The sequence below is a fragment of the Nitratifractor salsuginis DSM 16511 genome, assembly GCF_000186245.1.
Lineage (GTDB): Bacteria > Campylobacterota > Campylobacteria > Campylobacterales > Sulfurovaceae > Nitratifractor > Nitratifractor salsuginis.
In genome coordinates this window covers 1020356-1040248 of sequence record NC_014935.1, presented here as the reverse complement: position 1 = coordinate 1040248, position 19893 = coordinate 1020356, and the positions used below count along the sequence as shown (strand labels likewise).

At 54.9% G+C, this 19893-nt stretch carries 19 protein-coding genes; 10 read left to right on the top strand and 9 right to left on the bottom strand.

Annotated features, from left to right (window positions below):
* Window positions 1-11: 11 nt before the first annotated feature.
* The 3 genes from NITSA_RS05230 to NITSA_RS05220 all read right to left on the bottom strand — a co-directional run bounded on the left by NITSA_RS05230 (window position 12) and on the right by NITSA_RS05220 (window position 3049).
* Window positions 12-437 carry a Fur family transcriptional regulator gene (locus NITSA_RS05230; RefSeq protein WP_013553979.1) on the bottom strand — a complete coding sequence of 142 codons (426 nt, stop codon included), beginning with the start codon at window positions 435-437 and terminating at the stop codon, window positions 12-14.
* 94 nt (window positions 438-531) lie between these two features.
* Window positions 532-1128: a peroxiredoxin gene (locus NITSA_RS05225; RefSeq protein WP_013553978.1), complete on the bottom strand. Its 597-nt coding sequence runs from the start codon at window positions 1126-1128 to the stop codon at window positions 532-534.
* A 70-nt stretch (window positions 1129-1198) separates the two neighbouring features.
* Window positions 1199-3049: a menaquinone biosynthesis decarboxylase gene (locus tag NITSA_RS05220; protein WP_013553977.1), complete on the bottom strand. Its 1851-nt coding sequence runs from the start codon at window positions 3047-3049 to the stop codon at window positions 1199-1201.
* 108 nt (window positions 3050-3157) lie between these two features.
* On the opposite strand from NITSA_RS05220, the gene NITSA_RS05215 reads away from it, so the two are divergent.
* Window positions 3158-4297: a hypothetical protein gene (locus tag NITSA_RS05215; RefSeq protein WP_013553976.1), complete on the top strand. Its 1140-nt coding sequence runs from the start codon at window positions 3158-3160 to the stop codon at window positions 4295-4297.
* A 45-nt stretch (window positions 4298-4342) separates the two neighbouring features.
* On the opposite strand, the gene NITSA_RS05210 is transcribed toward NITSA_RS05215, so the two are convergent.
* On the bottom strand, window positions 4343-5812 hold the full coding sequence (locus tag NITSA_RS05210; protein WP_013553975.1) for a S1C family serine protease: 1470 nt from the start codon (window positions 5810-5812) through the stop codon (window positions 4343-4345).
* A 55-nt stretch (window positions 5813-5867) separates the two neighbouring features.
* Complete coding sequence (locus tag NITSA_RS05205) at window positions 5868-6731, bottom strand: damage-control phosphatase ARMT1 family protein (RefSeq protein WP_013553974.1); 864 nt, start codon at window positions 6729-6731, stop codon at window positions 5868-5870.
* A 197-nt stretch (window positions 6732-6928) separates the two neighbouring features.
* Here NITSA_RS05205 and NITSA_RS05200 point away from each other — a divergent pair, with 197 nt between their 5' ends.
* The 3 genes from NITSA_RS05200 (at window position 6929) to NITSA_RS05190 (ending at window position 9037) form a co-directional block, all read left to right on the top strand.
* A complete protein-coding gene (locus tag NITSA_RS05200) occupies window positions 6929-8095 on the top strand; it encodes an ammonium transporter (protein ID WP_013553973.1) in 1167 nt (388 codons plus the stop codon).
* 59 nt (window positions 8096-8154) lie between these two features.
* Window positions 8155-8496 carry a P-II family nitrogen regulator gene (locus NITSA_RS05195; protein WP_013553972.1) on the top strand — a complete coding sequence of 114 codons (342 nt, stop codon included), beginning with the start codon at window positions 8155-8157 and terminating at the stop codon, window positions 8494-8496.
* A 136-nt stretch (window positions 8497-8632) separates the two neighbouring features.
* The gene (locus NITSA_RS05190; RefSeq protein ID WP_013553971.1) at window positions 8633-9037 is read left to right on the top strand and encodes a DUF3597 domain-containing protein; all 405 of its coding nucleotides are present in this window, start codon (window positions 8633-8635) and stop codon (window positions 9035-9037) included.
* A 17-nt stretch (window positions 9038-9054) separates the two neighbouring features.
* Here NITSA_RS05190 and NITSA_RS05185 read toward each other — a convergent pair whose 3' ends face one another.
* The 4 genes from NITSA_RS05185 to NITSA_RS11085 all read right to left on the bottom strand — a co-directional run bounded on the left by NITSA_RS05185 (window position 9055) and on the right by NITSA_RS11085 (window position 12577).
* Window positions 9055-9876 (bottom strand): UDP-2,3-diacylglucosamine diphosphatase, encoded by an 822-nt coding sequence (locus tag NITSA_RS05185; RefSeq protein WP_245526318.1) that lies wholly within the window; start codon window positions 9874-9876, stop codon window positions 9055-9057.
* Window positions 9877-9938: 62 nt separating this feature from the next.
* Window positions 9939-10946, bottom strand: coding sequence for an N-acetyl-gamma-glutamyl-phosphate reductase (gene argC, locus NITSA_RS05180; RefSeq protein WP_013553969.1), 1008 nt, complete (start codon window positions 10944-10946; stop codon window positions 9939-9941).
* Window positions 10947-10970: 24 nt separating this feature from the next.
* Window positions 10971-11456: a transcription elongation factor GreA gene (gene greA / locus NITSA_RS05175; protein ID WP_013553968.1), complete on the bottom strand. Its 486-nt coding sequence runs from the start codon at window positions 11454-11456 to the stop codon at window positions 10971-10973.
* A gap of 200 nt (window positions 11457-11656) precedes the next feature.
* Entirely contained in the window at window positions 11657-12577 is a 921-nt protein-coding gene (locus tag NITSA_RS11085) for an IS256 family transposase, variant Zn-binding type (RefSeq protein WP_083799710.1), read from the bottom strand.
* Between the two features lie 366 nt (window positions 12578-12943).
* On the opposite strand from NITSA_RS11085, the gene surE reads away from it, so the two are divergent.
* From surE to hemE, 6 genes are all read left to right on the top strand, one after another.
* The gene (gene surE / locus NITSA_RS05165) at window positions 12944-13756 is read left to right on the top strand and encodes a 5'/3'-nucleotidase SurE (RefSeq protein ID WP_013553967.1); all 813 of its coding nucleotides are present in this window, start codon (window positions 12944-12946) and stop codon (window positions 13754-13756) included.
* A 102-nt stretch (window positions 13757-13858) separates the two neighbouring features.
* Window positions 13859-14506 (top strand): tRNA threonylcarbamoyladenosine dehydratase, encoded by a 648-nt coding sequence (locus NITSA_RS05160; RefSeq protein WP_013553966.1) that lies wholly within the window; start codon window positions 13859-13861, stop codon window positions 14504-14506.
* 124 nt (window positions 14507-14630) lie between these two features.
* Complete coding sequence (gyrA, locus tag NITSA_RS05155) at window positions 14631-17162, top strand: DNA gyrase subunit A (RefSeq protein ID WP_013553965.1); 2532 nt, start codon at window positions 14631-14633, stop codon at window positions 17160-17162.
* On the top strand, window positions 17159-18199 hold the full coding sequence (locus NITSA_RS05150; RefSeq protein WP_013553964.1) for an aspartate-semialdehyde dehydrogenase: 1041 nt from the start codon (window positions 17159-17161) through the stop codon (window positions 18197-18199). The genes gyrA and NITSA_RS05150 overlap by 4 nt, the downstream gene beginning before the upstream one ends.
* A complete protein-coding gene (locus tag NITSA_RS05145) occupies window positions 18200-18766 on the top strand; it encodes a YqhA family protein (protein ID WP_013553963.1) in 567 nt (188 codons plus the stop codon). It abuts the gene before it with no gap.
* Window positions 18766-19806: a uroporphyrinogen decarboxylase gene (gene hemE / locus NITSA_RS05140; protein WP_013553962.1), complete on the top strand. Its 1041-nt coding sequence runs from the start codon at window positions 18766-18768 to the stop codon at window positions 19804-19806. Before NITSA_RS05145 ends, hemE begins: the two co-directional genes overlap by 1 nt.
* Window positions 19807-19893 lie beyond the last annotated feature (87 nt).

Here is a 19893-nt window from a genome sequence, read left to right as displayed (position 1 = left end):
CGGGAAGGCTCTTAGGCGGAGGCTTGCTTGTTTCGGCAATCGCTGCAGATGCCGTAGAGGTTGAGTTGGCGCTCTTTGAGCTCGAAGGAGGAGTCCCAGGCCACTTTGTCGGTGTCTTCGCTGAGGATCTCATCGAGGGCCTGATCCCGGACACTACCGCACTCCGTGCAGATCAGATGAAGATGTTCCTTCTTTTTGAGTTCATATTTCGATTTTTTCCCGACGATGGGGACTTCGACCAGGACCCCCTGCTCCACCATCGTGACGATGTTTTTGTAGACGGTAGCCAGCGAGAGGGTGGGATGGCTCTGGCGAACCTCCTCGTAGATTTCATCCACATTGGCATGCCCCATCCTGTCGATGGCCGCCAGGATGGTCATACGCTGAAAGGTGGCTTTGAGCCCGTGCTCTTTCAAAATTTCGGCATAGTTTTTCACTCGTCTATCCTTCTCATTATAGAGTGGCTGATTCGACATTCTAGCAAAATAGATGCGCAGAATACCGAAGCCGCCGCTCGGCAGTGCCGGAAGCCTAGAGCTCTTCGGCGTGCTTGGCGAGGTACTCGGCGACCCCTTCGGTATCGGGTTTCATCCCCTCTTCGCCCTTGTGCCAGTTGGCGGGGCAGACTTCACCGTGCTCGTTGGTAAAGAGCATTGCATCGACCATACGGAGCATCTCGTCGACATTCCGTCCCAGAGGCAGATCGTTGATGACCGCGTGGCGGACGGTGCCGTCCTTGTCGATGAGGAAGGAACCCCGCAGTGCGACGGCTTCATTGAGCAGGACGTCATAATCCCGGGCGATCTGCTTGGTCAGGTCGGCGACCAGGGGATACCCTACCCGGCCGATACCGCCCTTGTCCACCGGAGTCTCTCTCCAGGCGAAGTGGCTGTATTGGCTATCCACGGAGCAGCCGATGACGTTGATGCCGCGGTCGTGGAACTCTTTGAGCCGGTGATCGAAGGCGATCAGCTCGGAGGGGCAGACGAAGGTGAAGTCCAGAGGGTAGAAGAAGAGGACGGTCCCCTTCTCTCCCATATTCTCATAGAGGTTGAAATCCTCGACAATGGTTCCATCGCCCAGGACGGCGGGAGCGGTAAAATCAGGTGCTTTTTTGGTAACGATCATTTGATCTCCTTTTTGAAATAATATTTTTTATCAACAGCGAAATTATATATATTAAATTATTAAATGAGACTTAATCCATACCCTTGTCACCATAGAGATCGAAAGGAAGCAATCCCCACTTCCGGATCAGCGTCTCGTCGAGGTCGATGATCCTCTTTTCCCTGAGTCTCTCGAGTACTGCTTCATCGCAATGGGTATCCCCTGGCCACAGGCGCACATAGCCGTCGAGACTGTTTTTATTGGTTCCATCAATGGCGATGAAGGGTTGCAAAAAGATATCCCTCTGGGCGTCGATGTTGTTGACGACCCGCCAGAGAAGCATATAGGGGTTCTCCAGATCGTTGTTGATAGTATCCACGACGACGAGCACAGCGATATAGCGGCTCAGGGGTTCGAGGGCGTCGATAGTGGCTTTGGCGGAGCGCTTCTTCTCTATGGCGATGACCGTAATCGGGTTGGCCGTGTCGGTCATATACTGTTTGAGTGCCCGGACTTCGGGAGCGAGGGCTTGTGCCTTCTCCAGGAGGAGTTGGTCGCTTAGATGCTCTTCGATGGCCCGGGGAACCTTGGGGCCGGTGGCGTCGATGCCCAGCTTGCCCCCGACCAGCGTCTGGGGGCTGGAGTGGTCGAGCTGATCGACGATCCCCTGGGTGATGAGGATTTTCTCGGGATCGAGACGGTCGAGGATATGGCGCGTCAGAGCTTCGTATTCCGTCAGCTCGGGAGCCTCTTTGCCCACGAAGACGGCGTGTTTGACAAAGCTCATCTGCCCCACACCCCAAAAGGCGTGCATAAATTGTTGGGCGTGCCCTTTGTAGTGTACCTCCATCTTCGCCAGGATCAGATTGTGAAAGACCCCGTTTTCGGGCATATTGTAATCGATCAGATCGGGGGCCATCGGCTTGAGCATGGGCAGGAAGATCCGCTCGGTCGCCCATCCCATATACTTATCCTCCAGCGGGGGTTTGCCGACTACCGTAGCGGGGAAGACGGGATTTTTCTTCATCGTGACGGTTTGGACCTCCATCACGGGGAAAGGCTCGGGCAAGGTATAGTAGCCGGTATGGTCGCCGAAGGGACCTTCGACCTCCATCGCTGCGGGATCGACGCTCCCCTCGATGACGATATCCACATCACGGGGGATATAGATATCGTTGCTGAGGGATTTGACCAGCTGGGCATTCTTGCCCCGGATGAAGCCGTAGAGCAGCAGCTCGAACATCCCGTGGGGCATCGGGGCCTGGCCGCACCAGATGTAGAGGGGGTCGCCGCCGAGGCAGACGGTGACGGGCATTTTTTTGCCGGCATCACGGTACTGGTCGAAGAAGTGGCTGGCGTCCTTATGAATCTGCCAGTGCATCCCGAGGCGTTTTTTGTCGTATTGCTGGAGGCGGTACATCCCGAGGTTTTGCATCGTGCCGTCAAGGCTGCGGGTATAGACCTGTCCCATCGTGATGAAGCGCCCCCCGTCCTCGGGCCAGGTTTTGAGAATGGGGAGGGCATCCAGGTCGACCTCTTCTTTGGGAATCACGATCTCCTGGCACTCCCCTTTGAATTTGAGCCGCTTGGGAAAGACGTTTTTGAGTTTTAGGAGTTTGGGCAGCATCTGAAGCTTGGCTTTGAGTCCCTTGGGCGGTTTGAGTTTCATCAGCTCTTCGATGCCGACGGCCACTTCATCGGGATGGCGGCCGAGGATCTTTCGGGTCAGTTCCTGGTTGGCGTAGAGGTTCATCAGTACCGGCATATCGTATTCGATCCCTTTGGCCCGCCACACGGGACGGGTAAAGAGGAGCGGCCGGGAGGCTTCACCCTTTTTGACCTCCAAATAGGCTACGTGGGGGATCTCCAGCTCCACATCCAGGGGTTCGTCGATGACGCGCAACCCTCCCTCTTTTTTCAACCATTCGATGAGACGATCCATACTCTTCCTTATCTTTTCATTGTCGGCATTATTATACTCTGTGAAATATGTTTCCGATCTATTAACCAAATGTGTTATAATCGTTAATCTTCTGTTTAGGATCAGCCTATGTCTCAGAGAGTTTTCATCTCAATCACTGCCGCTGCCCTGATAGCGGGGACGGGAATGCTTCAGGCCAAAGGTATTTTCAAACGCTATCCGGTCCAATCGGGAATGATCTTTTACGATATCAACATCACTGGCCACTCCGCCAACGGTTTTTCGACCCAGACCCACGGAATCGCCCGGCTGGTCTTCGACCAGTGGGGTGCGAGGGAACTGAAGGAAGAGGATGCCACGGAGGTGCAGAAGGGGGATTACAACGAGACCCGCGATATCCATTCCCTGACCAAAATGGACCACGGGACCATCTATACCGTTGATTATGACGACCAGACCATCTACAAGACCCGTGACCGCTCCCTGGACCTCTCTATCGCCGAGGGCGAAGACCTCTCCCAGGAGAATATCCAACTGATCAAAGAGATGAAGGGCCATAAGATCGGCACGGGCAAAGTGGCCGGCTTCCCCTGCGAACTCTGGAAAGCCAAAGATCAGAAGATCTGCCTCTACAAGGGGATCCCCCTCTCCATCACCATCGACGCTCCGGGCTTTCACAGTGAACGCAAAGCGGTGCAGGTCGTCCTCAACCGCAAGATCCCGGAGGATCAGTTCAAGCTTCCCGACTTTCCTGTCGTCGTGGATGAGGAGTACACATCCAACCCCGCCGCCGAAACCCGGACGGAAGATTACATCGCCTCCGTCAAAGATCTCCAGGCCAAGATGCAGAGTCTGGGAATCAACCCGGAGAGCGAAGATCAGAACCTTACCCCCGAGCAGGAGCGAAAGGTTATCGATATTCTAGGAGAGCGCTACCTCAAGAAGCAGAAACGGCTATTGCCCAAACTGCTCGTCACTCTGGAAGCGGCCAAAAAATGTGTCGCCAAGGCTGAAAACGGCGACGAGGCCAAGCATTGCATCGAGCCTGTCAACAAAATCGACGAAGAGCTCGGGGATCGGACGGAACATTTCGATTACGCCCATTTCTCCGAGAAGAAGCCCCGGATCCTCAAATCCCTGGACCAGGAGATCAGCTACCTCAAAGTGACCAATGAATGTGTCCAAAAGCACGACAAGACCAGTGATGTGATCCTCTGTACCGAAGGAAATCTCGGGGAGGATGAAGAGGAAAACAGCTCCGCACGATAGCGGCCAAGTGTGGAGTGAGTTTTTATTTCTTGAATTTCGCAGGCCCTAGCGGGCGCTTTTCCCTGTCTCTTTTTCTCTTCGAAGGTCCGGTGATCGATCATACTCGATATTGTAGCGCCGCAGGATACTCGGCTGCATCTTGAGTGCCAGGGCTCTGTCGATATCGACCTCCTCTCCCATCTTATTTTTCAGAACGATGATCCGATCCTTGCTCCGGGTTAGCTTGCGATAAAAGTCGTTGAAATCGACGATCTTTTGGCCGTTGATGCTCTCGATGGGCCAATAGGAGTAGCTGTAGTTACCCCGGCTCAGGGCACTGGGGAGGACCCGCAACAGCAAAACCACCTCTTTGCGGTCTTTGTGGACGAAATCCTCCACGAAGGGGATCAGATCGATGCGGCTTCGGGCGACACGGACCGCCAGATTGCGCGTCAAGGGGGAAAAGACATACCCGCCGAGGATCGCATAACGGGGCATCCGGTCGTAGCGATAGGTCCCCACCAGAAGCAGATCGTCCGCCTTTTTGCGCAGGGGCGCTTCGACGTGGAGCTTTTTGCCTTTTCGGATCAGGTCGAGACGGACCTTTTCCCCCAACTGATGGAGTTGGACATAGTATTCATAGTTGGTAAATTCGTGGGAGCGGAAAGCGACCGTCGCATCTTCCTGGATGGGATGGCCGTCGATGGCGGTAATGACATCTCCCTTTTTCAGGATCCCTTTCAATCCTCCCGTGGGGATCAGCTTGTCCACGAGTACCCCGCCCTGACGGGGAGAGAGACCGTAATGTTTTTTCAATGTCGGGTTCTCTGTCGCCTGGGTCAGCGCGGCAAAGGCGGGCACACCGTCGAGATGGCCGTCTTTGAGATCGGTCAGAAAGTGGCGCACCATCACCGTGGGGACCAGGTAACTGATGCTCTGGGCCTTCTGGATCCCCTCCATAACCACACCGACGATCTTCCCGTCGCTGATGGCGGGGCCTCCGCTGTTGCCCGGGTTGACGGCGGCATCGATCTGGATCGCCAGAAAATTCTCCCCGCTATGGACATAGCGCTGATGCTCGATCCGTGAAACCACGCCTGCCGTGACGCTGAGGGTATCGCCTCCCATCGGGAAGCCGTAGACCGAGACTTTTTGTTCGATCTGGGGCAGATCCCCCAGCTCCAGCGGCTTGATCCCGTCAAAAAAGTGGGGATCATCCACTTTGAGCAGGGCCAGGTCCAACTGATGGGAGACCGCCTCGACATGGGCGATATAGCGGTGGCGTTCCCCGTAGCGCTGCACCTCGATGAAGGTCCGGTTGGCGACGACATGGGCATTGGTGAGGATGCGCTGCCCCTCTATGATCGATCCCGAGCCGCTGACCTGGTGAATCGAACTGCTCCAGGGAAAACTGTAGTTGGGGTTTTTGACCACGGTATAGACTTTGACGATGGCAGCGCGGAGCTGCTCCTCCGAGAGCTTCTGTGCCGAAAGAAAGCTCGAGCCGATCAGCAGAATCAGAAAGATAAAGCGCATAGGAACTCCTGGTCTTTTTAGTTTGCTATAGTTATACCGAATCGACTCTAATCGCTTATTTACGGCTCATCATCGCGACGAGATCACCGATCTCTTTGCCGATCTTTTCCGCCACGACACTGCATTTAATCTTGAGAAGGAACATTACCCGTTCATCGGCGAAGGACTCCATACACTCATAGTTGCCCATCCCTTTGGCGAGGATCAGGTCGGCGCTCTGATAAATCTCCCGAGCGGTTTCGGAGGCCCGCTCCGGAAGGAAGCCTGGTGTGTCGACACCGCTGTCCACCAAAATCGCCACATCCTGCAATCCCGCCTCCATCGCCTCTTCCATCGTGACATCGTTGATGATGGGTTTGCCCCGAACCATATAGTAGATCTTCAGATCAGGATAGTAACGCCGGATGGTTTCGAGCATCACCTTGTCGAAGAGATGCTCTCCCACATTGTCTCCGATGACCAGCAGACTCTTGGAGTCGTTGAGTTTTTCCAGGAAAAGGGCTTTGTCATCGACAGCGAAGGGGGCGTTGAAGATCCTGGCCAACTCCTCTTCCAAAGAGAACTGCACCTGGGTGGCATAGTCGATGACATTCCCCGCCACGGCAGCCCTGAGCGCAGCATCGAGGGGATCCCGGGAGCTTTCGATCATCGCGACGACACCCGGGATAAGGGCTCCGGCCTTGGCGACGGCGTCGCGTTTGAGCGTTTTGTAGGGATCGTCGGTGCCGGCGATGGCGGCGGCGATCGGATAGAGGATCGCTGCCGCTTCCGGAGGAGTCTGTTGCATAGGGAGGTGGGCGATTTTGCCCGCGGCCGCTTCCATAATGCGGGTCGCACACTCGTCGTCACAGTGCATCGCTTTGCTTGTTCGCAACATTTGATTATAGAGACAGGCGAGGCAGTCGGGTATCATCCACATCGATCGATCCTTGGCTAAAGAGATTGACGATAGTTTATCAAAACTCAATGATGAAATTTTAATCAGTGGGGAATTTTTTATCGATTATATATGCGACCATTTGCTTAAAAATTAAGCAATAACAGACTCATTCTTTCATAAACAACTCAGATACGGCAGATAGAATGATCGCATCATTATCCAACTAAGGAGCCACGATGGATCTACATTACATTCTGAATACCTTTTTCACCCTCTTCGCTATGACCCTCATCATCTTTATGGTGCCCGGTTTCGCCATGCTGGAAGCGGGCCTGGTCCGGACGAAAAACGTCACGGCGGTTCTTATGACCAATACCATGATCTATTCAGTCGCTTCAATGGTTTTTCTCCTTTGGGGCTATACCCTCGCTTTCGGCAGCTGGGAGAACGACTCCGTGAGCAAATGGGCAGCCTTTCTCTTCCAGATGGCCTTCGTCGGAAAAACGGTCAACATTATGAGCGGCGGGGTCAGTGAGCGGACAAAGATCTTCCCTTTGACCCTCTTTACCATCGCCATGGCAGGGCTGATCTACCCCCTGGCTGTCAATCTGACCTGGGGAGCCAATTTCCTCAAAGGGACATTTCTGGATATCTCGGCGATGCATGACCTCGCCGGATCGACCGTGATCCACTCCACGGGTGGCTGGGCACTTCTGGCAGCCATTTTGGTCATCGGCCCGCGCCGGGGGCGCTACAAAAACGGCAAGGTTCGTGTCATCCCCGCTTCCAATGTTCCCCTGGTGGCCCTGGGAGCCTTTTTGCTCTGGATCGGATGGTTCGGTTTCAATGGCGGAAGCGTCGGCTCCATCAGCAGCAAAGCGGCGGCCGATACCGTGGCTCTGACCATTCTCAATACCAATACCGCGGGGCTGGCCGGCGCCATCATAGCGATGATCGTCCTCTATATCCGCTACCGCAAGCTGGATTTGACGATGATCCTCAACGGGGCGCTTGGCGGGCTCGTGGCAGTCACCGCCGGGGCCGATCTCTATACGATCTATGAGCCGATCCTGATCGGAGCGATCGGGGCGCTGCTGGTCATGTGGGCTGTCCCCTTCTTTGACCGGCATCAACTTGATGATCCGGTGGGAGCCCTTTCGGTTCACCTGATCAACGGAATCTGGGGGACGCTCGCCGTGGCTCTTTTTACCGATGTCTCCTGGTGGGCCCAGATCAAAGGGATCGTCCTCGTCGGCGTGTTCGCCTTTACCCTCTCCTACCTGGTGATTCGGATCATCAATGCCATCGTTCCCTTCCGGGCTGAAGATGATGAACAGCTCGAGGGCCTGGATTATGTGGAGTGCGGTATGGAGGCTTACCCCGAGTTCAAGCAGGTCATCTGATCCGGCACCGTCCGGCGCGATTTGCGCTACAATAGTTTCACTAAAGAGAGGAGCGAACAATGAGAAAAATCGAAGCGATCATCAAACCCTTCAAGCTCGAAGATGTCAAAGAGGCCCTGATCGAAGCAGGGATCGAGGGAATGACCGTCAGTGAAGTCAAGGGTTACGGCCGCCAGCAGGGGCACAGCGAACTCTACCGCGGAGCGGAGTATGTGGTCGATTTCATTCCCAAGGTCAAGATCGAGATCGTCGTCAGCAGCGAAGAGTATATGCGCGCCGCCGTCGATGCGATCAAGGAATCGGCCCGCACCGGGAAGATCGGGGACGGAAAGATCTTCGTCTCCCCCGTCGAGCACGTCGTGCGTATCCGCACCGGTGAAGAGGATGAAGAGGCGCTCTGATCCTCCTGCCCTACTCAGGGGATTCTTCCTTTAAATATCTTCTTTGCAATCTTTCAAAATCTGTTCTTACCATTAAACTTCTTGTCCAAAGTCGGTGCTATAATTTGTTGTAATAAAAAATCTACAAGGAGTTGAAATGAGTATTTTTGGTTCTATCCTGCACAAACTGGGCCTGGGTGGTGACGAGAAGAAGGCGGAGGAGACAACGAATAACGAAGCTTCAGGCACACCCCAGGGAATTATGGACAGCTCCGCTGCAAACGCGGAAACCCCTGCAGGCGCAGAGAGTGTCGACGTCGAGGCGATCCTGAACGATTTGGCAGCCAAGAGCAACGAAAATCTGGACTGGAAACACTCTATCGTCGATCTGCTCAAACTCCTGGGGATTGACAGCTCCTATGCTCACCGCAAACAGCTTGCCGAAGAGCTTGGCATCCAGGGCTACGAGGGCACAGCCGATCAAAACATAGAACTGCACAGGATCGTAATGGTCAAGCTGGCGGAAAACGGGGGAAAAGTCCCCTCAGAACTGCTCGCCTGAGCGTGAAGCCGGGCGGTTCACCGCTCTTTCCCACCTTTCTTAACCTCTCCATCATCCATTAGCTTTGTCAAGCTGACGAACTCTATTTTTCCTTTTCGAACAATTCCCAGCTCTTTTTGGCACGCCAGCGCAGGCAAAGAAATGTAGCGACCGATCCTTTTGGCCTGATGAAAATGCCCCTCGATCACCCAATCGATATCCTCGGGATAATAAGAGAGTATCCTGGCTGCTTTGCTCTCGAAATTCTCCATTTTGTGACAAATCTTTTTTTGAGAAAGACGCCGCATCTGCGCATCGATGATTCGCTTCTCCCAGGGTTTTCCCAGATAGATCACGGGGCTGCGCAGCAGCAGGGAAAAAAGATCATACCCCCATCCCGCCCCGTAACGGTCTCCGTGGGAGAGAGCCACCCTCTTCTCCCTCGTTCTCATTATAAGCGGCTGCCTGGTACGGGGAATTACGTTGATATTTGGAAATATCTTCTTCAGGGTGAAGTCGTGATTCCCCTCCAGGTAGATGATTTCGATCTTCTCGGAAAGTTTGTTTAGCAACCCGATCGCTTCGGGATAGAGGGTGGGTGTATAGTAACCGTAACCGAAAAGCAGATCGAAGATATCCCCCATCAGGAAGAGTTGGGGCGTAGTGATCTTCTCGGCATCGAGGGATTGTAAGAGTCGGAGGAATTCATCGCCGTGATGGGGATAGTGGGCGTCGGCGACGAAAAGTGCACCCTCTTTTATGGTCGTTGGTCGTTGGTCGTTGGTCGTTGGTTTGGACCCTTGACCTTTGACATTTGATATTTGTGAATACAGAGTTGAGGAAGCAGATTTCGAATGCATCTTTGATGCCGAAAGCTTTATTTTCGGTTCCTCATTCCTCACTCCTCATTCCTCATTCAATATTACGGAACGTAAGCGATTACAGGCAATGCCGTGCCTTCGTCCAGGCCCATCATCAGGTTGGCGGCGGCGAGGGCCTGGCTGGCGGCTCCGCGCAGGAGGTTGTCGATCGCGGAGCTGATGAAGAGGGCTTTGCCGTTGCGCTGGGCGTAGATGTCGCAGAAGTGGGTCCCGGCGACGCTTTTGATATCGACGGGCTTGTGGCGCAGGCGGATGAAGCGCTCGGTGTCGTAAGCCTTTTCCAAGACTTCCTGGGGATCGATCTCCTCTTTGAGCGTGGCATAGACACTCACCAGCTCCCCGCGGGTTGCCGGGATGAGATGGGGGACGAAATTGACGGAGATTTCGGCGCCGTGGATCTTGGCGATTTTCTCGGCGATCTCGGGGGCGTGGCGGTGTTTGAGGGGGTTGTAGGCAAAGATGTTGTCGTTGATGGTGACGAAGTGGCTTGTTTCGCTCAACTTCTTGCCCGCGCCGCTGACGCCTGATTTGGCATCGATGAAAATGGGAGCGGAGGTGTCGATATAGGGGATGAAGGGCAGCAGCCCCAGCAGAGTCGCCGTGGGGTAGCAGCCGGGCCCGGCGACCAGGCGGGCAACCCGGATCTCGTCGCGATAGTATTCGATCAGCCCGTAGACCGCTTCGCCGAGATGCTCCGGGTCTTCGTGGGGGCAGTAGGCCGCTTCGTAAGTCTCCCGCTCCAGGCGATAGTCCGCGGAGAGATCGACGATCTTGACCCCCCGTACGATCAGCTCTTTGGCCAGGCCCATCGAAGCCTTGTGGGGCAGAGCCAGAAAGACCAGCTCGCACTTATCGGCGATCAGCTCGGGATCGGCCTCTTCGACAGGGAAGGTGATGAGATCCAGAAGGGAGGGGTGAAGTTCCTCGACCATAATGTCCCCGCTGGTGGTCGCCAGATAGTTGAGTCGGAAACGGGGATGGTTCAGGAGCATTTTGACCAGCTCCAACCCTGTGTATCCCCCTGCTCCCACAATGCCTACATTGATCATACTCGTCCTTTATATTTGAAAATATTAGAGGGAGATCTCTTCGTATTTGATCTCTTCGATGTCGAAATGTTTACGGCCGCTGGGGAGTTGCAGCTCCACCTCTTCGCCCTCTTCCTTGCCCAGGAGGGCCCGCGCCATAGGGGACTGGATGGAGATGAGCCCCCGGCTGGGGTCGGACTCCTGGGTTCCCACGATCACATAGCGAACCTCCTCGTCGGTATCCTGATCGACCAGGACGACGGTGGAGCCGAAGCTGACCCGCTGATGGGCCAGTTTGGAGGGGTCGATCACCTGGGCGCGGGCCAAGAGGTCCTGAAGCTCGATGATCCGGGCTTCCATCAACCCCTGCTTCTCTTTGGCGGCGTGATACTCCGCATTCTCTTTCAAATCTCCCAGGGCTCTCGCCTCGTCGATCACCTTGGCGATCTTGGCACGCTCTTCGTTTTTGAGCTGCTCGAGCTCCTGGCTCAGCTTTTGGTAAGTGCTTTCAAACATTGGTTCTTTTTGCACATTTCATCCTTTGCAAAAAATGATTGGAGATATTATAGCTTAACAGGTGAGAGAGGCCGAAAAAAGGGAGTGAGAAAGTAGTTTCTTATTTCCCATACCTAGTGACTAAAAACTGATATTTTTAGGGGTGGCGACTTTTTAGTCGCTAACATATTATTCACCGTTTTATAAATATGGACTTAAAGCGGGTTTTCGGGTTGCTATTTCATTGCTTTTTCTAGGAAATCAGTGATGAGTTTCTTCTTCATAGAGTCTCCAATACCCCGATGGATTTTCAATAAAGCTTTCATAGGAGAGAAGAGTCCACCATCCAAAGTATTGGTTGTATTGGCTATGCCAAGATGAGGATGGGTTTTATACGTGAAGAGATAAGGAAGATTGCGTTCAAGACTTCGATAGGCCGAGCGGAGTCGATCATGGGTGTAATGCCATCCACGTGGAGAATCGTCAGGGGTTTTCTCTTCATAGAAATCTTTGTGCCGTTGGAGCCAGGCTTCCAGCATATAGCGGAAACGGCAGGGGGTTGTCTGTCCAAGATAGGAAGCGATACGCTTGAGATCCCTAGAGGCTTGATAGGTAGGTCTGCGCGTCAGATAACGAGTGAGAATGGCTTGTTGATGGAAATGGCACATTTGAACCGGAAGGTCGGCAAAGAGCCCAAACAATCCCCGTCGGCCATCGACGGTGACGGCCTGGATGATAAAGCCCTGATCCAGAAGGCTTTGCCGAAGCATCGCATATTCATTGAGCGTCTCAGTCTGAATGAAACGATACGCTACCAGTTGGCCACTCAGGATATCTTTAGCTACAAGAACACCAAAGCCCTCTCCCCGTTTTCCGAAGAATGTCGCATCGATAACCAAAGTGACCGGTCTGGGATGTGGTGAAGTCTTTGGCGGTTCATAGCTATGAATCTGACGTTGAATCCACTCCCGATCCTTATGATAGGTCCGGGATAAGGCTTTGAGGGTTTGGTGCTCATAGAAGTAGGCAGTAAAGAGTCGTTTTCTGAGGCGGGAGGGACGTCTACGAGAAGAGAAGCTCTGCCGGCAACTTTGGCAAAAATAGCGCTGAATTCCTGCTCTTTTACCATTCTTTTTCGTCGCTTTTGAACCACAGATAGGGCACTTTTTTACAAGCCATCTGTAAAAAAGTCCTTTTTAGGCACCATATTACCGAAGGTTTAAAGGATTTTTAGCAACCCGAAAAACCGCTTTAGCTCTAAATATGCGACTAAAGCCGCATCCCCAAGTTTTCTTCCTCGTTCCCACAGTGTGCGTGGGAATGCATATCCCGGTCCAATCCATCAAAGCCACTCATTTTTTCAAAATCCCTTCTGCCCCTGGTAATCCCTGGAGTTTGTAAAGAGCGAATAATCTCAAATATGCGTTCCCACGCTAAGCGTGGGAACGAGAGAAGCGTACGGAGGAGGGAAAATGAGGATGAGCTTATAGGGTATAATCCCTCTCAAAAAAGGGAAAGAGAAGATGGCCAAAACTCCGCGAATTCTGGTAACTAACGACGACGGCTTCGAATCTCCGGGTCTTCACGCCCTACGCGAAGCCCTGAGCGAAGTCGGCGAAGTGATCACCGTCGCTCCTACCCTCGAGAAATCCGCCTGCGGCCACTCCCTGACTCTCACCCGTCCCCTGCGTTTCGTGGAGCTGGAGCACAATTTCTACAAACTCGACGACGGGACTCCCTCCGACTGTGTCTTCCTCTCACTGAAAAAGCTCTTTGAAGAGGCCAAGCCCGACCTGGTGGTCAGCGGCATCAACCGGGGAGCCAATATGGGCGAGGACATCACCTACTCCGGCACCGCGGCGGCGGCGATGGAAGCGGTGCTTCAGGGCATTCCCGCCATCGCGATCAGCCAGGTCTGCCGCAGCCAATGCCAGGAGATCGACGAGCTGGGCTACCGTCTGGCCAGGGAGACCGCGCGCACGCTGGCCAAAAAAGTGCTCTCCGAGGGCTTCCCCCTGCCTGAGCGCCAATTCCTCAATGTCAATATCCCTCCCGTCGAGCCCGAAGAGTGCCGGGGATGGCAAATCACCCACGCCGGCCGCCGTGCCTACGGCAACGATGCCCAGGTCCACATCAACCCCAGGGGCCAGGAGTATTACTGGATCGGCCTCCCCCGCCTCGACTGGCATCCCCACCCTCACCCCCGTAACGAGTGGAGTGACTTCGAAGCGGTACGGGAGAACTATGTCTCCATCACGCCGATACAGCTGGATATGACGAGTTATGGGGAGATTGAGAGGCTGAAAGGATGGATGAATGATGGCAATAGGCATTGAGATTCGTTGCACGAATCGGCAATGGTCATTTGTAATCGAATCCCGAATACTTTCAATGCCCAATGCCCAATGCCCAATGCCTCGAAACCCGAGGTTTCGCCTATGAGATTCGAGCGCTGCCGGATGCTCTTCGGCGAAGAGGATTTTGAAAAGCTCAAAAAAGCCAAAATCCTCATCCTGGGTGTGGGCGGGGTGGGAAGCTATGCGCTTGATTGCCTCTACCGCACAGGGATTCACAACATCACTATTGTTGACTACGACACCTACGACGAGACCAATCGCAACCGACAGATCGGTTCCGACGGGGCGGTGGGGGAGTGCAAAGTCGGCACCCTGGCCCGCCTCTACCCCGGCATCGAAGTGATCCGGCAAAAGATGGACCTGGAATGGGTGGAAAATTTCGATTTCGAGCCCTACGACCTGGTCATCGATGCGGCGGACACCACCCGCGTCAAGATCGAAGTGGCCAGGCGCTGCTACAAAAAGCTCATTATGTCCCTTGGGTCGGCCAAACGGATCGACGCTTCCAAGATCCAGGTCGCTTCCATCTGGAAGAGTCACGGCGACGCCCTGGCCCGCAAGATCCGCAACGAACTCAAAAAGGCGAAATTCAACCAAAACTTCACCGTGGTCTTCTCCCCCGAAGAGCCTCTGTGCAAAGAGAAAGGCTCCTTTGTCGGCGTCACCGGGACCTTCGGCCTGATGATCTGCTCCGAAGCGGTCAAGCGCTTATTGAGGATTGAGCACTGAGTAGTTCTCTCAATCCAAAATCCAAAATCTATAATATTCAATCATAAAATCAAGTCTCTTTTCGATATAATCTATCCATTTTAAGAGGTCGGTGGAATGCCGGCTGACACATCTAAGGAGACCCATGAACGATCTGTTTGAAAACAGCGAAGGGGTGGAACAGGTCAAAATCGAGGAGAGTATTCAGGGGAGTTACCTGGATTACTCGATGAGTGTCATCATCGGCCGGGCTCTGCCCGATGCCCGAGACGGCCTGAAGCCGGTCCACCGCCGTATCCTCTACGCTATGAACGAGTTGGGCCTGACCCATCGGGCCGCCTATAAAAAGTCAGCCCGTATCGTCGGAGACGTGATCGGTAAGTATCACCCCCACGGTGATACCGCCGTCTATGACGCTCTGGTGCGTATGGCCCAGGATTTCAGTATGCGGATCCCTCTGGTCGACGGCCAGGGGAACTTCGGCTCCATCGACGGCGACAACGCCGCGGCGATGCGATACACCGAAGCGCGGATGACCAAGCTGGCGGAAGAGTTGCTGCGGGATATCGATAAGGATACCGTCGACTTCGTCCCCAACTACGACGACTCTCTCCGGGAGCCCGACGTACTTCCCAGCCGGGTGCCCAACCTGCTGCTCAACGGTTCGGCGGGGATCGCCGTCGGTATGGCGACCAACATCCCTCCCCATCGTCTCGACGAGCTGATCGACGCCCACCTGATCCGTCTGGAGAATCCGGAAGCCGAGGTGGAAGAGCTAATGCAGGTGCTCAAAGGGCCCGATTTCCCCACCGGCGGTGTGATCTTCGGCAAAAAAGGGATCATCGACGCCTACAGCACCGGCCGGGGGCGGATCAAAGTCCGCGCCAAGACCCATATCGAGCAGCACAAAAACCGCGAAGCGATCGTCATCGACGAGCTGCCCTACCAGGTCAACAAATCCCGCCTGATCGAAACCATCGCTCAGCTGGTGCGTGACAAGCAGATCGAGGGGATCAGCGAAATCCGGGATGAGTCGGACCGGGAGGGGATCCGGGTCGTCATCGAGCTCAAGCGCGATGCTATGAGCGACATCGTCCTCAATAACCTCTTCAAATCGACCCAGATGCAGACTACCTTCGGGATCATTATGCTGGCCATCGTCAACAAAGAGCCCAAGGTCTTCACCCTGCCCGAACTGCTGGATCTCTTCATCAACCACCGCAAGACGGTCATCATCCGGCGGACCATCTTCGATCTGGAAAAGGCGCGGGCACGAGCCCACATCCTCGAAGGCCTCAAAATCGCCGTGGACAACATCGACGAGGTGATCAAGATCATCCGCGCCAGTGCCGACGACAGCGAAGCGCGGGCGAATTTGATGAGCCGTTTCGACCTGAGCGAGATCCAGGCCCGGGCGATCCTCGAGATGCGTCTGCGCCGCCTCACCGGCCTCGAGATCGAAAAGATCGAGAGCGAGCTGGCGGAGTTGCGCAAAACCATCGAATACCTCGAAAGCATCCTCAAGAGTGAAACGATGATCGAAGAGATCATCAAAAAAGAGCTCCTGGAAGTCAAAGAGGCCTTCAGCGACGAACGGCGCACCGAGATCGTCGACGACTACGACGATATCGATATCGAAGACCTGATCCCCAACGAGCCGATGGTCGTGACGATCACCCACCGGGGCTACATCAAGCGGGTACCGGTAAAACAGTATGAGAAGCAGCGCCGCGGCGGCAAAGGGAAAACAGCCGTCACCACCTATGAAGACGACTTCATCGAGCGCTTCTTCATCTCCAACACCCACGATACGCTGATGTTCGTCACCGACAAGGGCCAGCTCTACTGGCTCAAGGTCTACCGCATCCCCGAAGGCTCCCGTACCGCCAAGGGCAAGGCGGTGGTCAACCTGATCAACCTCGACAAGGACGAGAAGATCAAGGCGATCATCCCGACCCAGGATTTCAACGAGGACAAGAGCCTGGTCTTCTTCACCCGCAACGGCATCGTCAAGCGGACCAACCTGAGCGAATACTCCAACATCCGCAGCGTGGGTGTGCGGGCCATCAACCTGGACGAGAACGACGAGCTGATCGACGCCAAGATCATCAAGCCCGATACCAAGTGGCTCTTCGTCGTCACCAAGAAGGGAATGTGTATCCGCTTCCCCGTCAGCGACGTGAGGGAGATCGGACGGGTTGCCCGAGGAGTCACCGCCATCAAGTTCAAGATTGACGGCGACTATGTCTGCGGGGCAACCACCATCGAGAACGAAGAGGACGAGATCCTCATCGTCAGTGAAAAGGGGATGGGCAAACGGACACCCGCCAGCGAATACCGTGAGCAGAGCCGTGCCGGCAAAGGGGTCATCGCTATGAAGCTCACTCCCAAGACGGGTGATGTCGTCGGGGTGGTCTTCGTCGAAGAGGACAAGGACCTGATGTGCCTCACCAGCGCGGGCAAGATGATCCGGGTCGATATGCAGTCGATCCGCAGGGCCGGCCGGGCCACCTCCGGGGTTAAGATCGTCAATGTCGAGGGCAAAGACCGGGTGGTCAGCATCGCCAAATGCCCCAAAGAAGAGAAAGAGGAAGAGGAGATCGAGGCGGCCATCGAAGCGGCCGGGTCGAAATCGGAAAGCGACACCAAAAACAATGAACAAGGAAGCCTGATATGAGTCGTGCGTACAATATTGCCGTCGTCGGTGCCACCGGTGCCGTCGGTGAAGAGATCTTTCGGATTCTCGAAGAGCAGAACTTTCCCGTGGGGGAGGTCCTCCCACTCTCCAGCGCCCGCAGTGCCGGGGCGGAGATCGAATTCAAAGGCAAAAAATATAAAACGGAAGAGTTGACCGAAACCGTCTTCGACGGAAGGGATATCGACATCGCCTTCTTCAGCGCCGGCGGCAGCGTCTCGGCACGTTTTGCCCCCTATGCCGTGGAGGCGGGAGCGGTGGTCATCGACAATACGTCCCATTTCCGTATGGACCCCAGAGTCCCCCTGGTCGTTCCCGAGATCAACCCCGAAGATATCAGTATGTGGCGGGAGACGGGGATCATCGCCAACCCCAACTGCTCCACGATCCAGATGGTCCTGGCCCTCAAACCCCTCTATGATCTCTATGGCGGGATCGAGCGGGTCGATGTGGCCACCTACCAGGCCACCAGCGGTGCGGGAAAGAGCGGGATGGAGGAGCTGGTGCAGCAGATGCAGGACTTCTTCGCCTTCCGCCTCGACGAGAGCAAGCATGAAGCCTTCTTCCATCAGATCGCCCTCAACGTCATCCCCCAGATCGACTCTCCCCAGCCCAACGGCTATACGAGAGAGGAGATGAAAATGGTCAACGAGACCAACAAGATTTTGCATGCCGACCTCGCCGTCAGTGCCACCTGTGTGCGGGTGCCTGTGCTGCGCAGCCACAGCGAAGCGGTCACGGTCACCTTCCCCGAGCACGTGGAAGTGGATGTGGATAAAGTGCGCCTGGCTCTGAGCGAATTTCCCGATGTGGAAGTGCAGGATGATCTGGAGCACGGCATCTATCCTATGCCCATCACCGCCACCGATACGGACATTACCTATGTCGGGCGGATCCGCCGGGATCTCTTCGCACCCAATATCCTCCATATGTGGGTCGTCGCCGACCAGCTGCGTGTCGGTGCAGCCACCAACGCGGTGCGCATCGCCCAGAAATGGATCGAAATGGAGGAGGTGTAAATGCAGGATCATCCCGCAAAAGATGATCAGGGGCACCAAAAGCACGGGCCCCAATCCTGGATCGAAGCCGCTTTCGAGAGTGCGCTTTGGAGTACGCGTTTTTTCGTACTCCTGGCTGTCATCTTCAGTATGATCGGCGGCATAGCCCTCTTCATCGTCGCCAGTGTCGATGTCTGGCATGTCGCCGTTTCGGTCTTCGATACCTATCTCGGGGGGATCCATCACCAAAATTTCCACGAAAAGATCGTCGCCGAGCTGATCGGGGCGGTAGACCTCTATCTGATCGCCATTGTGCTTTTTATCTTCGGTTTCGGTCTCTACGAGCTTTTTATTTCCAAGATCGATGTAGCCGAGCGGAGTGCCGCCAGCCGGATTCTCGAGATCCACTCCCTCGACGAGCTCAAAGACAAACTGGCCAAGGTGATCATTATGGTGCTCATCGTCGGCTTTTTCAAACGGGCGATGCACACGACCTACGGCGGAGCACTCGATATGTTGATGCTTGCCGGAGCGATCTTTTTGTTGGCGCTGGCCTTCTATTTTATGCATAAGGGAGATTCTCACTGATGAGCGACAAAATCTTTATCGACGCCTGTTTCGGGCGCCCCACCCCCTATACCCCTGTCTGGATGATGCGCCAGGCAGGCCGCTACCTGCCCGAATACCGCAAAGTACGGGAAAAGGCCGGCACTTTCCTCGACCTCTGCCACAATCCCGAATTGGCGGCGGAGGTGACCCTGCAGCCTGTGGATATCGTGGGTGTGGATGCGGCGATCCTCTTCAGCGACATCCTCGTCGTCCCCAACGAAATGGGGATGAAACTCGATTTCGTCGCCGGGGAAGGCCCCGTTTTCGCCGATCCCATCCGCAGCCGTGAAGATCTCGACCGGCTCATCGGCGGCAAAGAGGCGGCGGAGAAACTCACCTACGTCTATGAAACGATCAAAATCGTCCGGGAGCGCCTGGCCGACGACAAAGCCTTCATCGGATTCGCCGGAGCCCCCTGGACCCTGGCGACCTACATGATCGAAGGCCAGGGGACCAAGACTTATACCCTCTGCAAAAAGATGATGTACACCGATCCCGAGCTGCTCCACGCCATTTTGCGCAAAGTGACCGATGTGGTAAAGCTCTATCTGGAGAAGCAGATCGAGTCCGGAGTGGACGCGGTGCAGATCTTCGACAGCTGGGCTTCGGCGATCGAACCGAGCAAATACGACGAGTTCAGTTGGAAATATATGGTGGAGATCGCCAAATATCTCAAGGAAAAATATCCCCACATCCCCGTGATCCTCTTCCCCAAGGGGATCGCCTCTTTTGTCGAGCGGGGATGGGTCTACGGCAACTTCGACGTCTTCGGCGTCGACTGGGGGACCCCTATGGCTCTGGCCAAGGAGAAGCTGGGTGAGCGCTACGTCCTCCAGGGCAATATGGAACCCTGCCGTCTCTACTCCAAGGAAGCGACCAAAGAGTGTGTCTCATCTCTGGCCGAGCTGATGAAAGACGGCCGCCACATCTTCAACCTCGGCCACGGGATCCTGCCCGACGTGCCTGTAGAAAACGCCAAATACTTCGTCAGCCTCTGCAAGGAACTCAGCCGACGCTAGCGAATGAGGAGTGAGGAACGGAATAACCGAGTAACCGAGCAATGAGCAACCGAAGGGCACAGAAGTGTCCAAATCCAACGACTAACG